The sequence below is a fragment of the Actinoplanes sp. NPDC049265 genome, assembly GCF_043197135.1.
GTDB lineage: Bacteria > Actinomycetota > Actinomycetes > Mycobacteriales > Micromonosporaceae > Actinoplanes.
Map to the genome: position 1 here is coordinate 322,133 of NZ_JBICSP010000010.1, position 12,880 is coordinate 335,012.

14 protein-coding genes are annotated in these 12,880 nt (G+C 69.2%); 10 read left to right on the forward strand and 4 right to left on the reverse strand.

Annotation, left to right across the window (positions count from 1 at the left end):
• Window positions 1–159: 159 nt before the first annotated feature.
• A complete protein-coding gene (locus ACGFIO_RS24705) occupies window positions 160–2,076 on the reverse strand; it encodes a carboxypeptidase-like regulatory domain-containing protein (protein ID WP_392828989.1) in 1,917 nt (638 codons plus the stop codon).
• Between the two features lie 156 nt (window positions 2,077–2,232).
• Here ACGFIO_RS24705 and ACGFIO_RS24710 point away from each other — a divergent pair, with 156 nt between their 5' ends.
• The 5 genes from ACGFIO_RS24710 to amcA all read left to right on the forward strand — a co-directional run bounded on the left by ACGFIO_RS24710 (window position 2,233) and on the right by amcA (window position 6,867).
• Entirely contained in the window at window positions 2,233–2,598 is a 366-nt protein-coding gene (locus ACGFIO_RS24710; protein WP_392828990.1) for a sterol carrier family protein, read from the forward strand.
• 73 nt (window positions 2,599–2,671) lie between these two features.
• A complete protein-coding gene (gene purF / locus ACGFIO_RS24715; RefSeq protein WP_392828992.1) occupies window positions 2,672–4,219 on the forward strand; it encodes an amidophosphoribosyltransferase in 1,548 nt (515 codons plus the stop codon).
• A gap of 25 nt (window positions 4,220–4,244) precedes the next feature.
• Window positions 4,245–5,396, forward strand: a complete 1,152-nt coding sequence (purM, locus tag ACGFIO_RS24720; protein ID WP_392828994.1) for a phosphoribosylformylglycinamidine cyclo-ligase — start codon at window positions 4,245–4,247, stop codon at window positions 5,394–5,396.
• 162 nt (window positions 5,397–5,558) lie between these two features.
• The gene (gene amcB, locus ACGFIO_RS24725; RefSeq protein WP_392828996.1) at window positions 5,559–6,662 is read left to right on the forward strand and encodes a cyclophane-forming radical SAM peptide maturase AmcB; all 1,104 of its coding nucleotides are present in this window, start codon (window positions 5,559–5,561) and stop codon (window positions 6,660–6,662) included.
• Window positions 6,631–6,867 carry a multiple cyclophane-containing RiPP AmcA gene (gene amcA / locus ACGFIO_RS24730; RefSeq protein ID WP_392828997.1) on the forward strand — a complete coding sequence of 79 codons (237 nt, stop codon included), beginning with the start codon at window positions 6,631–6,633 and terminating at the stop codon, window positions 6,865–6,867. The genes amcB and amcA overlap by 32 nt, the downstream gene beginning before the upstream one ends.
• A 246-nt stretch (window positions 6,868–7,113) precedes the next feature.
• Here amcA and ACGFIO_RS24735 read toward each other — a convergent pair whose 3' ends face one another.
• Window positions 7,114–7,335, reverse strand: coding sequence for a DUF3073 domain-containing protein (locus ACGFIO_RS24735; RefSeq protein ID WP_364311896.1), 222 nt, complete (start codon window positions 7,333–7,335; stop codon window positions 7,114–7,116).
• Window positions 7,336–7,482: 147 nt separating this feature from the next.
• A complete protein-coding gene (locus tag ACGFIO_RS24740; RefSeq protein WP_392829000.1) occupies window positions 7,483–8,562 on the reverse strand; it encodes a Glu/Leu/Phe/Val dehydrogenase in 1,080 nt (359 codons plus the stop codon).
• 204 nt (window positions 8,563–8,766) lie between these two features.
• Here ACGFIO_RS24740 and ACGFIO_RS24745 point away from each other — a divergent pair, with 204 nt between their 5' ends.
• Both ACGFIO_RS24745 and ACGFIO_RS24750 read left to right on the forward strand, forming a co-directional pair.
• Window positions 8,767–9,606, forward strand: a complete 840-nt coding sequence (locus tag ACGFIO_RS24745) for a hypothetical protein (RefSeq protein ID WP_392829002.1) — start codon at window positions 8,767–8,769, stop codon at window positions 9,604–9,606.
• 272 nt (window positions 9,607–9,878) lie between these two features.
• Window positions 9,879–10,088: a BldC family transcriptional regulator gene (locus tag ACGFIO_RS24750; RefSeq protein WP_014687221.1), complete on the forward strand. Its 210-nt coding sequence runs from the start codon at window positions 9,879–9,881 to the stop codon at window positions 10,086–10,088.
• A gap of 64 nt (window positions 10,089–10,152) precedes the next feature.
• Here ACGFIO_RS24750 and ACGFIO_RS24755 read toward each other — a convergent pair whose 3' ends face one another.
• Window positions 10,153–10,524: a PPOX class F420-dependent oxidoreductase gene (locus ACGFIO_RS24755; RefSeq protein ID WP_392829004.1), complete on the reverse strand. Its 372-nt coding sequence runs from the start codon at window positions 10,522–10,524 to the stop codon at window positions 10,153–10,155.
• 54 nt (window positions 10,525–10,578) lie between these two features.
• On the opposite strand from ACGFIO_RS24755, the gene ACGFIO_RS24760 reads away from it, so the two are divergent.
• The 3 genes from ACGFIO_RS24760 to ACGFIO_RS24770 all read left to right on the forward strand — a co-directional run bounded on the left by ACGFIO_RS24760 (window position 10,579) and on the right by ACGFIO_RS24770 (window position 12,559).
• Window positions 10,579–11,322, forward strand: coding sequence for a class I SAM-dependent methyltransferase (locus ACGFIO_RS24760; protein WP_392829037.1), 744 nt, complete (start codon window positions 10,579–10,581; stop codon window positions 11,320–11,322).
• Entirely contained in the window at window positions 11,319–11,864 is a 546-nt protein-coding gene (locus tag ACGFIO_RS24765; protein ID WP_392829006.1) for an RNA 2'-phosphotransferase, read from the forward strand. The genes ACGFIO_RS24760 and ACGFIO_RS24765 overlap by 4 nt, the downstream gene beginning before the upstream one ends.
• Before the next feature lie 458 nt (window positions 11,865–12,322).
• The gene (locus ACGFIO_RS24770; RefSeq protein WP_392829008.1) at window positions 12,323–12,559 is read left to right on the forward strand and encodes a hypothetical protein; all 237 of its coding nucleotides are present in this window, start codon (window positions 12,323–12,325) and stop codon (window positions 12,557–12,559) included.
• The last annotated feature ends 321 nt before the right edge of the window (window positions 12,560–12,880 follow it).

Here is a 12,880-nt window from a genome sequence, read left to right on the forward strand (position 1 = left end):
TCAGGGCCCGCCGTCTCAGGGCCCGCCGTCTCAGGGCCCGCCGTCTCAAGGCCCGCCGTCCCAAGGCCCGCCGTCCCAAGGCCCGCCGCTCCAAGGAGCGCGGCACGAAAAAGGCCGGACCCCGATCTGGGATCCGGCCTTCCTCAGTTGCGTCCTTACTCAGTCATCCATCCACGGCAGCCGCCGCTGACCGGGCCGTGCGGGTTCCTCGGTCGCCGGCGGACCCTGCCGCGGCGGACCGCCACGCCGTCCACCCTGGTCGCCGCCGCCGTTGCCGCCACCATCGCCGTAGTAGCCGCCCTGGTCGTAGCCGGCACCACCGCGCTGGTCGTAGCCGCCGCCACCCTGGTCGTAACCGTTGTCGTACCCGGCGTCGTAGCCCTGTTGCTGCGACTGGTAACCGCCACCGGCACCACCGTAGGTCCCGCCACCGCCACCACGCTGGTCGTAGCCGTTGTCGTACCCGGCCTCATAGCCACCGCCACCGCCGGCGCGCTGGTCGTACCCATTGTCGTAGCCGTTTTCATAGCCCGCGCCGCCGCCGTAGTTACCGGCGCCGCCGCCCTGAGCCGCCCCGCCGTCGTCCCACCCGTCGTACTGCTGCTGCGGTTGGGGAGCCGCCGCTCCGTGCCCGTAGGCCCCACCGGCACCCGGCTGCGGCTGCTGGTAGTCGTCGGCGTACTCCTCGGGGCGGTACATGCCGGTCGGCTCGTCGTAGCGCTGCTGCTGCGGCTGCTGCTGTTGCGGCGCGCCACCGTAGTAGCCGCCGCCACCCTGCTGCTGGCCGTCGTCGTAGTACTGCTCGTCGTCGTACCCGGTGCCCTGGGCCGGCACGTTCGCCGCGCCGTAGGTCTGGGTCGCCGAACCGTACTGGTTGGCCGCAGCGCCGTACGCGGGCTGCTGCTGGGCCGGCACACCGTAAGGGTCGGGGAACTCGTCCTCGGGCGGCACCGCGCGCTGCAGCACCGTCGGCGCGTCGGACATGCCACCGGCCCCGGCGACCATCGTGGCGTCACCGGCTCGGCCGCCACCGACCGGTGCGGCCACGCGGGTGGCATCGCTGCCGTACCCGCCGCGTCCGGCCGGAGCGGGCCCAGGGCCGGCGGGCCCGTCGTCGTCGCCGTCACCATCGCCGCCACCGTTGTTCTTGCGGCGCATCAGGACCAGCACGATCGCGCCGACTCCGGCGGCGACCAGCAGGCCGCCGAGGATGATGAACAGCAGCGAACCGCTGCCGTCCTCCTTGCCCGCGGTCTTGTCACTGTTCAGCGCGGGAGTGCTGGCATCGTCGGTCGCCTCGTCGGTGGCCTCGTCCTCGGCCGGCGCGCTGGCCTCCTCGGTGACCGACGGCGTCGCCGAGGGCGTTGCTCCGGCCTTGGTCGCCAGCGTCAGGGTGACGTTGACCGTCTTGCCGGAACCGCCCTGCACGGTGACCGTCGCCGACTCGTGGTCGTCCTTGCCGGCGCCGACGACGATCGAGCCGACCGCGATCGGCTTGGAGTCCGAGGACGTGAAGGCGAAGTTGCCGCCGTCGTTGCTGGTCGTGTCGTACCGGTGACCGGCGCTGTCCTGCATGACCACCTGGGCGCCGCTGAGCCGCTTGCCCTTGTCGTCCTTCACCTTGCCGGAGACCTGGCGCACATTGGCCGGCTTGTCCGGCCCGGAGACGGTGATCGTCTCGGAGGCGGCGGCCTTGCCGTTGAGCGAGATCTGCACCTGGAAGGTGCGGGTCTGACCGGCGGGCACGTTGTCGGGGGCGGTCAGCGTCGCGCTGAGCGACTTCTCGTCGCCGGCCTTCAGCGTGACGGTGCTGGAGCAGCCACCGCACTTCATGCCGCCGGCGCTGACGTTGATTTTGACCTTGCCGTCCGACGCGGGTGGGTCCAGCGTGTCGGTGTTGCTGACCGTGTAGCGCAGCTGAACCGACTTGCCGGCCTCGACCTGGGTCTGGACGCTGTCAATCTGGGCCTCGAGCCCGGCCGCCAGCGCGGGCGTGGCGGTAGCCGCGATGATGCCGCCGACCAGCGCCAATAACGCACCGGCCTGGGCCGCTCGGCCTCGTAGGTGCGTCGTCACGTCCACCGCCTCTCCGGTCGCAGGTCTCCGGATGACTGATGTGTCCGGTAGATCCGGCGACGATTTACACCGTCGGCCACTATGCCCTGTCGCGGGTACATTGCGCGAGTCAGGGGCGCCGGGAGATCTTGCGGCAACGAGTCGTATCGTCCCGACGTGTCCTCTGCGCACAATAAATCCGAGTCCGTACGGGCAGCGCTGGACGCGCTGGATCACGACGGCGAACCCGACCGTACGGTGCTGCGCGACGCCGTCCGGGACCTGCTCGCGGCTCTGGCCCGGCAGGCTCCGGGCCGATCGGTGGAGGTTCGCGTTCCCCCGTTCGGAGCGATTCAGTGTGTCGCGGGTCCCAGACACACCCGTGGCACACCGCCCAATGTGGTCGAGACCGACCCGATGACCTGGCTGCTTGTGGCGACCGGCCGACTGAGCTGGGCCGATGCCGTGCAGCAGGGAAAGATCCACGCGAGCGGCATCCGCACCGATCTGAGCGAGTTCCTGCCGGTCGGCGGGGGCGGCTGACCCGGGCCGGCTTCCGGCACCTCGCGTACACTCGGTCGCGAACACTGCGGATCTGCACGAGGGAGCAAAGTCTGTGCCCCGAGGCGACGGCCGGTTGACCAACGATCTCGACCCCCAGGAGCGTGGCCCCCAAGATGCCTGTGGCGTCTTCGGAGTCTGGGCGCCCGAGGAAGAGGTTGCGAAGCTCACATATTTCGGGCTCTTCGCACTCCAGCACCGCGGCCAGGAGGCCGCCGGTATTGCTGTGAGTGACGGTTCAGGCGTGGTTGTGTATAAGGACCTCGGCCTCGTGTCGCAGGTCTTCGACGAGCCGACGCTGGCCAGCCTCAAGGGCCACCTGGCGATCGGTCACACGCGTTACTCCACGACCGGTGGGTCCAACTGGGAGAACGCGCAGCCGACGATCCGGGCCACCACGGCCGGCACCACTATCGCCCTGGCCCACAACGGCAACCTGGTCAACTCGGCCGAGCTCGCCCGCGAGGTGGCGGAACTCGGTCTCGAGGTCGACCCGGGCCACACCTCCGACACCGCGCTGGTGACCACCCTGCTGGCCGGCAAGCCCGATCTCTCGGTCGAGGCCGCGGCCATGGAGGTGCTCCCGCGGCTGCGGGGCGCGTTCAGCTTCGTCTTCATGGACGAGGGCACGCTGTACGCCGCCCGCGACGCCCAGGGGGTCCGCCCGCTGGTCCTCGGCCGGATGTACCGGGGCTGGGCGGTTGCCAGCGAGACGGCGGCCCTCGACATCGTCGGCGCCAGTTTCGTCCGTGAGGTGGAGCCGGGCGAGATCCTGGCCATCGACGAGCACGGCCTGCGCTCGAGCCGGTTCGCCGCGCCCGAGCCCAAGGGCTGCCTGTTCGAATACGTCTATCTCGCCCGCCCGGACACCACCATCGCCGGCCGCAGCATGTATTCGGCCCGGGTCGAGGTGGGCCGCCGGCTGGCCAAGGAGCATCCGGTCGAGGCCGACGTGGTGATCGGCGTACCCGAGTCGGGCATTCCGCCGGCGATCGGTTACGCCGAGGCGTCCGGCATTCCGTACAGCGCGGGCTTCATGAAGAACGCGTACGTGGGCCGCACCTTCATCGAGCCCTCGCAGACCATCCGCCAGCTGGGCATCCGGCTCAAGCTGAACCCGCTGCGCGAGGTGGTCCGCGGCAAGCGGATCGTGGTCATCGACGACTCGATCGTCCGCGGCAACACGCAGCGGGCTCAGGTCCGCATGCTCCGTGAGGCGGGCGCGCTCGAGGTACACGTACGCATCTCGTCCCCGCCGGTGAAATGGCCCTGTTTCTACGGCATCGACTTCGCCACCCGGGCCGAGTTGATCGCCAACGGCCTGGAACTCGAGGGCATCAGGCGCTCGATCGGCGCCGACTCGCTGGGTTACGTTTCCCTGGACGGTCTGGTGCAGTCCACCGAGCAGCCCAAGTCGCGGCTGTGCATGGCCTGCTTCGACGGGGAATACCCGATCGAGCTCCCGGCCGGAAACCTGATCGGCAAGCACGTGCTGGAGGGTGTCGGCCGCCGCGCCGCCACCGACCAGGAAGCGGCCGTGGCCGAGCTCGAGGATCAGTACGATCCCCGCGACTCCGCGGTCGACGCGCTGCAGCGCCCGTAACAACCACAGCTGTAAGGGGAGAACCGTGACGCACGTGTCCGAGCGCGACAGTGCCGGATCGAACGGCGCCGAGGGGCCGGAGCGCACGCCGTGGACGGCGAGCTCGGGCCGGGCCGGCCGTAAGCGCGCGGTTACGTACGCGGATGCCGGGGTGTCGATCCACGCCGGCGACCGTGCGGTCGAGTTGCTCAAGACGAAGGTCAAGAAGACCACCCGGCCCGAGGTGATGGGTGACCTGGGTGGTTTCGCCGGCCTGTTCCGGCTGAACACCGCGAAGTACCGCAGCCCGATCCTGGCCTCGTCGACCGACGGCGTGGGCACCAAGCTGGTGATCGCCCAGCAGCTCGACATCCACGACACGATCGGCATCGACCTGGTCGCGATGGTGGTCGACGACCTGGTCGCGTGCGGTGCCGAGCCGCTGTTCCTGCTCGACTACATCGCCTGCGGCGAGGTCGTTCCGGACAAGGTGGCCGAGATCGGCGCGGGCATCGCGGACGGCTGCCGGTACGCCGGCTGTGCCCTGCTCGGCGGCGAGACCGCGGAGCACCCGGGTGTGCTGCGTCCCGACGAGTACGACGTGTCGGCGACCGGCGTCGGTGTGGTCGAGGAGAGCGAGATCCTCGGCCGGGAACGGGTCGAGATCGGCGACGCGGTGATCGCGATGCGTTCGTCCGGCCTGCACAGCAACGGCTACTCGCTGGTTCGGCACGTGCTGCTGGGCGCCGGCCGGATGCGCCTGGACACCGTGGTCGACGACTTCGGCAAGCAGCGCACGTTGGGCGAGGAACTGCTGACCCCGACCAAGATCTACGCCAAGGACTGTCTCGGCCTGATCGAGGAGACCGACATACGCGCGTTCTCGCACGTCACCGGCGGCGGCATCCCGGGCAACCTGGTCCGTATCCTGCCCGAGCACGTGGACGCCGTGGTCGACCGCGCCTCGTGGCGCCCGCAGCCGATCTTCGACCTGATCCAGGCCAAGGGCCGCATCGAGGACCACGAGATGGAGGCCACGTTCAACATGGGCGTGGGCATGTTCGCGATCGTCTCCTCGGACGACGCCGACCGCGCCATGGCCTACCTGACCGGGCGCGGTGTCGAGGCCTGGCAGGTGGGCGAGGTCATCGACGGCACCGGCCAGGTGCAGATGGTGGGTCAGTACACCCGCGGGTGATCGGTTGCATCCGATCGTTGTGAGGTCGGACACCGGTGGGAAAAACAGGAAATCATCTGCGGTTGTCGATTTGTCGGGACCGCCGATCTTCCCTTGCCTGGACGTGGCGACTTAGCCTGGCCTCAGCCGAGGAGACCGGGGGCAGGCATGGCGTGGAGCGGCATGAAGGGCATTTCGGCCACGCCCCGCTACGTCGTCATGCAGCCCACGACCCTCTGCAATCTCGACTGCGCCTACTGCTATCTGCCGTTCCGCCAGGTCGACAAGCGGATGCCGGTGGCTGTGGCGGCCGCCGTGGCCGAGGCGGTGGAGCCGTGGACGCGTACCCAACGCTTCTCGATCGTCTGGCACGGCGGCGAGCCGATGGCCGCGGGGCGCGAGCACCTGGCCGCCCTGATGGCGCCGTTCGGTGCCGGGGTCGAGCACCACATCCAGACCAACGCCACGCTCATCGATGACACATGGTGCGATTTCTTCCAGGCCCATGACGTACGGGTGAGCGTCAGCGTGGACGGCCCGGAGCACCGTAACGGCGACCGCGTCACCCGCGGTCACCGCCCGGCCTACGACCGCATCGCCCGCGGTATCGGCATCCTGCGCCGGCGCGGTATCCCGTTCTCGGCCCTGTGCGTCGTCGGGCGGCCCGAGCCAGGCCTGGCCACCGAGCTGTACGACTATTTCCTCGACCTGGGCTGCGAGGTGCTCGGTATCAACGTCGAGGAGCAGGAGGGCGTCAACGAGCGCGCCAACAGCTATCCGGCCGCCGAGGTCACCGCCTTCTGGTCCGAGCTGGTCGCCGCCTGGCGCCGCGACCCCCGGATCCACCTGCGCGAGATCGAGTGGTCCCTGCGCTACGCGGCGGCCGTGCTGGACGGCACCGCCGACGCCGTCCTGCCGCGCCGGCTCGACCCGATCCCCACGGTCGCCCACGACGGCTCGGTGGTGTTGCTCTCGCCCGAGCTGGCCGGCTTCCACGACCCGCGCTACGGCGACTTCACCAGCGGCAACGTGCTGACCACCCCGCTCGGCCGGATCCTGGCCGAGGCGGCCGGCACGCCGTGGATCGCCGAGTTCCTGACCGGGGTCGAGGCGTGCCGCCGGAGCTGCCCGTACTTCGGGTTCTGCGGCGGGGCGCACGCGGCCAACCGCTACTTCGAGCACGGACGGTTCGACGTGACGGAGACCGACCACTGCCGCAACAGCAAGATCCGCCTACTGGAGGGAGTCCTGGACCATGCCCGAGATCACGAGCCCAGCCCAGCATGACGGCGCGGCCGACGATCCCGTGACTGCACGCGTCCGGGATGCGGGCAGCGGTTTGACCGCGCTGCTGGCTCTCGCCCGAGCAGCACGGCAGGAACGTGCGGAAAGCACGCAGGACGCAGCCCAGGACGGCAGCACGGCGGTGTGCGCCTGGAACCACTTCGAGAACATCCCCACGTTCTACAACTGGAACAACCGGCCACGCTGAGACGCGGCGGCGGACCCACGCGGGCTGACCCGAGTGGGTAACCGGCCACGCTCAAGCGCGGCACCGGACCCACGCGGAGTGACCCGAGTGGGTAACCGGCCACGCTGAAGCGCGGCACCGGAACCCCACGCGGAGTGATCCGCGTGGGGTTTCATGTTGCCGGTGAAGAACGGGATGCTCGGCTGACCGGTCACACGAGGGAGCACGCGGTAAGCCGCGTGCTCTGCTGTGCGAACGGGTCAGCCGTCAACGCCTCGAAGGCGACCAGCGGTCTTCCTGGTCGTCCGCATCATCATGGTCCTCGTCGTCGTCAACGAACTCGTCGTTGTCGTCGTCGAGGTGATGGTCGGACTTGCCACCAGCACCCGCCAACTCGCGCTGCAAGGCGGTGAGGTCGGTGTTCGGGGAGTGATACTTCAACTCCCGGGCCACCTTCGTCTGCTTGGCCTTAGCACGGCCGCGCCCCATGGCTCGACCCCCTCGCACAGAATTCGGGGCAGCCCGAAGGCGGGCCCCGATGACGTCAGGCATCTCTCGTGGGTCTTACGGTACATGGATGATGCCGCCTTCGGCACCTCGGGTTGTGTGAGACACGACCGCGCGTCGCGGCGTGTCTCAGCGGAGATAGACGCTGCGCAACCTGCCGACCTCGGTCATGCGACGCTCGGCGAGCCGATCGGCGGCCAGCGCCGGTGGCACACCCTCCTCGCGGGCGAGCTCCAGGATGCGTCGAGTGGTCTGGAAGATGCCGGTGGCGCGCAGTTTGGCCCGCTCGAAATTGAAGCCCTCGATCTCGTCGGCGACCTGGATCACACCGCCGGCGTTCACCACGTAGTCCGGCGCGTAGAGGATGCCGCGTTCCTCCAGCATCTTCTCGATGCCGGGGTGGGCCAGCTGGTTGTTCGCCCCGCCGGTGACGACCTTGGCCCGCAGCAGTGGCACGGTGTCGTCGTTGAGCGCGCCGCCCAGGGCACAGGGGGCGTACACGTCGATCTCGGAGGTGATCAGGGCCGTGGTGTCGTCGACCAGATCGATCTGGGGGTACGAGGTACGCGCCCACTCTCGCGCCGCCGCGCTGACGTCGGTGGCCACCACTGTCGCGCCGTCCTCGATCAGGTGACCGGCCAGATATTTGCCGACCTTGCCCAGCCCCGCGACGCCGACCCGGCGCCCGGCCAGGGTCGGGTCGCCCCAGGTGTGCTCGGCCGCGGCCCGCATGCCCTGGAACACGCCCCAGGCGGTGAGCACCGACGAGTCGCCGGCGCCGCCGTGCTCCACGCTGCGGCCGGTGACGAACTTCGTCTCGCGGGCGATCAGATCCATGTCCGGCACGTAGGTGCCGACGTCGCAGGCGGTGTAGTAGCGGCCGTTGAGCGACTCCACGAAGCGGCCGTACGCCCGCAGCAACGCCTCGCTCTTCAGCTGGGCCGGGTCACCCCAGATGACCGCCTTACCGCCGCCGAGGTCCAGCCCGGCCATCGCGTTCTTGTAGGCCATCGCCCGGGAGAGCTGCAGCACATCGGCGACCGCGTCCTCCTCCGTCGCGTACGGATAGAACCGGGTCCCGCCCAAAGCCGGACCGAGCGCGGTGTTGTAGATGCCGATGATCGCCTTCAGGCCGGTGGCCCGGTCCTGGCAGAAGACGACCTGTTCGTGACCGGTGGCGTCGGTGCCCTCGGTGTGGAACACGCCCATGTGACGCTCCTCGCGATGCGGACCCTTGTGGGGTCTGTCGTTCACTTCGCCCGCAGGGTGACGCGGGCCTCACATTCCGACTCTATGACCCAGGGGTCGGCTCTGGCGATCATCGCGGGACCGCGCCTCGCACCCGCGTGATCGCCCGAGCCGACCCTTGCGCGGCTCTCGTCAGCGGGCGTGATCGCGTGAAAGGATCGCGGCGTGCCGTCACTGTTCGCGTCGTACCTGCGGGTTTACGAGCCGCTGACCGCCTTCGACCGTGAGAGGCAGGTTTACTGGCGCCGGTACGCCCGCGAGGGCCGCGCCCTGGGCCTGGCCGAGGGACCGGTCAAGCAGCGCACGGCCGTGCTCGAGGCGCTGGGCGCGGGTTGGACCAGGCTGCCCGACCTGCCCGACGAGGCGTACGTGCTGGAGTGGGGCGACACGCTGCTGGTCTGCCCCTGGAACCTGCGCCTGCGGGTGGCCGAGGCGGCTCTCAACGCCCGGGACGGGGTGCCCTCGGTGCTGGCCGACGCGTTCGTGCCGCCGGTGCTGGCCGGCCAGGCCAAGGCGATCGTGGACGACTGGCGCAGCGGGGCCAAGGTGCTGGAGCACGGCGTACCGCGGGTGCACGAACAGATCGCCACGTGGGGCGTACCGCTGCGATGGTTTGTGTTTGTCGATCTCGATGAGCGCGAGATCGTGCTGAACGGAGACCGGCGGACCCTGCGCTACCGGACCGAGATCTCCAAGGCGCGGCGGCGGGCCCATCGTGGCGTTTCGGTGCTGCGCAAGTCGCTCGGCGACGCCCCGATCACCGAGGCGGTCGAGGAGGGCACCAAGTGGCTCGAGGAGTTCCACCCGCGATCGGTCGTGGAGCTCGACTACGGCGGCTTGACCAGCCTTCTTCCGGAGGACGACCTGGCTCAGGACGATTCACCCGGACTGGTGGCGGCCGGGCTCTCGGCGCTGTCCCGGGGCGACGCCGATGCCGCAACTGAGGCATACGAGAAGATCGTTGCCCGGTGGCGTGCCGTCCAGCTTCTGGAACGATGCAATTGAGCAGCCAAAATGCTGCTAAATCACGGCGGTGGGATCGCTCCCAAGGCGAACACTCCTCGTAACTGCTCGCTGGCGAAGCGTGATTTTCATACCAAACGGCACACTATCTGGCGTAGAAAACACGGATAAATCGGACAAGCTTCAACCGTCTATCTAGGGACGTTCAGCCGTTCGGGCCATGTCGGACATCGGGGACTAGCCGGACCATGAGAGACGCACCGGCCGGCGGGACCCCGGCCGATGTCTTTTAGGTACCTGTGGAGGAGTGACCGATGGCATCGCGTACGCACGACCCAGAGCCGCTACTCACGCCGGCCGAGGTGGCGTCGATGTTCCGAGTCGACCCGAAGACCGTCACCCGGTGGGCGAAGGCCGGCAAGCTCAGCGCAATTCGTACGCTGGGCGGCCACCGTCGTTACCGGGAGTCGGAAGTTCGCGCCCTGCTGCAGGGACAGATTCCCACGCAGCGTCAAGGCGACTGACGACCGCGTCGACGAAAATCGTTGCAAGGGGCGAACGCTGGGGAAGGCGATCGCCCCTTCTTCGTTATTTCACGAAAATGACCAGGGTGCCCTCGGCGCCGCGCCGGATGCGACTCCCCAGCATGACCAGCCGGCCCGACAACCCATACTTGCGGCGCAGCGAACCGAGCACACGCCGGTGGTCGTCCCTGGTGCCGAAGCGAGCCTCACCCTCGAGCACGTCGCCGTGGGCGTTGCCGCGGATGTCGCAGGCCTGCACGGTGACCCGCGGGTTGTTCCGGATGCGCCGCACCTTGTAGCTGCCCTTGGTCGTCCAGACGGCGAGCTCCGCGCCGTCCGGAACCACCCAGACCGGCGTACCCACCGCACTGCCGTCCTTGCGGAACGTGGTCAGCAGCGCGTACTTCTCCGCGCCGATTTGCTCCAGCGTCGCCATGGCTAAAGAGTAAGCCGGGTGGATCAACCACCGATCGGCGACGTATTCGGCGAGATGATCACCGACGCGTACGCGGTACGCACCGGCATCGGCCCGCGACCACTGGCCGGCGGACGAGTGCCCCGCCCGGTGATCGAGGTCATCGAACGCGACGACGGGCTCATCAACGGTGCCCCCGCCGACCACTACCTGGGCGAACCGTCCGAGTGGCAACCACACGACCACCGCGCCCTCCGGCTCTGCCGCGGCCAGGTCCTCGACCTCGGCTGCGGCGGCGGCCGGGTCGCCGTCGAACTGCAACGCCGCCGAATCGCCGTCACCGGCCTGGACACGTCGCCCGGCGCGCTGGCGGTGGCCCGCCGGCGCGGGCTGCGAGACACGGTGCTGGCCACCGTCGACGAGTTCGGCCGCCGCGCAGCCACCCGCTACGACACGTTTCTGCTGCTCGGCAACAACCTCGGCCTGTTCGAGGGGGCGGACCGGGCGCCCGTCCTGCTGGCCGCGCTGGCGTCCCTGGCCAACCCCGGCGCCCGCATCGTCGCCCAGGGCACCGACCCGTACGGCACGACCGACCCCGTACACCTGAGCTACCACGCCCGCAACCGCGCCCGCGGCCGGCTCGGCGGCCAGCTGCGGCTCCGGCTGCGCTACCGCCTGCTGGCCACCGACTGGTTCGACTACCTGGTCTGCTCCCCGGCCGAGCTGGAAACCCTGCTGACCGGCACCCCCTGGCGCCTCAAATCGATCGACGACGCCGACCATCCCTACTACCTTGCGGTCATGGAGTTGAACCCGTGACTCTTCCCCTCACCCAAGAGCAGGTCCGCCTGAGCCGCCGCATCTCCATGGTCCTGCGCCACCGCCCCGAGTCGGCCGGCATCACCTTGGACAGCAACGGCTGGGTGCCGATCGACACCCTTCTCGCCGCCCTGCACATCACCCGAGCCGAACTCGACCTCGTGGTCGCCGGCAACGACAAGTCCCGCTTCGCCATCGAGGCCGACCGCATCCGCGCCAGCCAGGGCCATTCCCGCCGCGTGAACGTCGACCTCGGTCTGGCCCCGGCCACCCCGCCGGCACGCTTGTTCCACGGCACGCCACGCGCCAACATCCCGCCGATCATGCGCGAGGGCCTGCGCCCCCGCACCCGCCGGCACGTCCACCTGTCACCCGACACCGACACCGCCACCCGCGTCGGCACCCGCCGCTCCACCGACGTGGCCATCCTCCGCGTCGACACATCCGCCATGTCCGCGGCCGGCCACCTCTTCTATCGCAGCGCCAACGGCGTCTGGCTGACCGACGGCGTCCCGCCCGCCTACCTGCGGCTCTTCACCTGAAGTTCAAGAGCTCGAGGTCGTAGCCGGGTGGGTGGTGCGGACCGTCGCTCCCGCCGAGGTCGCTTCGCTCCACCTGCGTGAGTTGTCGCCAGCGCCCCCGCCCCCCTCGCTGGATGTACCCGGGCAGCCAAGCCCGAGACGCCAGCCCTGTGTTCGCCCCCGCAGCCAGCACGCGCAAAGGTGCCTCGGATCTATCACTGCCCGAGCCAGTGGTAGGCCTGGGCGGTATTCGCGCTCGTGCTTCCGCTTCCCGCTACCACTTTCGTGGCTGGTGGTTGTTTCCGGCGGTATCGGAGGTGCGGCCGATGACGATTCGTCGCGTTGCGCCTCTCGGGTTGCCTGAGCTGGTTCTTCTCATCGCTGGTGCTGGCTGATGTGTGGGAGCGGGTCGTCGGGGCGTATCGGGGAGCGGATGTTGTCGGCGTTTGGGGGATTGTGTCGGGTGCGGTGGAACGCGAATGTCTGTCGACACGCTTGAAGGGATGAAGATGCTCGATCAGCTCGGCAGTGTCTCGGACACCTTGGATGCGATTGTCGGCGACGCACGGCGCATGCTGGCCAGCCACGATGAAGCGGAGGTGCGGGAGGAACTCGCGGCGTGTCTGAGGGCGGCGTTACGGCCGGAAGGTTTCGTTGCCGAGCATGAGGTGCTGCTGTTGGCTGAGGCGGTTGTTCGGTTGGCGTTGATGCGTTAGGCACGTCCAGGGCTACCACTGTGTTGGACGGTGGTTGCCCTGAGCGGTTTCTGGGGTCGAGATGCCGCGCTCGCCTACCAACTGGGGTGAGTGTTGGTAGGGCTGGGCGGTATGCAGCGCGCTGGGCCACCACCGGGGGGTTTGGGAGGGTGACCACCTACTCAGAATGAAGGGTGCGCGGCTCTGGTCTGGCCGCCCTGCGGCCTTGGAGTCGCGCGGCCGGCCCCGGCGGGAGTGCCCTGTGTCAACCGGTGGTGGGGTGTTGGGTGAGTAGGCGTTGTAGGGCGCGGTGTTCGGTGGGTTGGTAGGCGGTGTTGGTGG

Bases quoted from the DNA above. Each gene is read 5' to 3' on its own strand.
- amcB (WP_392828996.1), top strand. From the start codon at position 5,559: ATGAAGGGCATTTCGGCCACGCCCCGCTACGTCGTCATGCAGCCCACG.
- ACGFIO_RS24740 (WP_392829000.1), bottom strand. From the start codon at position 8,562: ATGGGCGTGTTCCACACCGAGGGCACCGACGCCACCGGTCACGAACAG.
- ACGFIO_RS24760 (WP_392829037.1), top strand. From the start codon at position 10,579: ATGATCACCGACGCGTACGCGGTACGCACCGGCATCGGCCCGCGACCA.
- amcA (WP_392828997.1), top strand. From the start codon at position 6,631: ATGCCCGAGATCACGAGCCCAGCCCAGCATGACGGCGCGGCCGACGAT.
- ACGFIO_RS24755 (WP_392829004.1), bottom strand. From the start codon at position 10,524: ATGGCGACGCTGGAGCAAATCGGCGCGGAGAAGTACGCGCTGCTGACC.
- ACGFIO_RS24750 (WP_014687221.1), top strand. From the start codon at position 9,879: ATGGCATCGCGTACGCACGACCCAGAGCCGCTACTCACGCCGGCCGAG.
- ACGFIO_RS24770 (WP_392829008.1), top strand. From the start codon at position 12,323: ATGTCTGTCGACACGCTTGAAGGGATGAAGATGCTCGATCAGCTCGGC.
- ACGFIO_RS24735 (WP_364311896.1), bottom strand. From the start codon at position 7,335: ATGGGGCGCGGCCGTGCTAAGGCCAAGCAGACGAAGGTGGCCCGGGAG.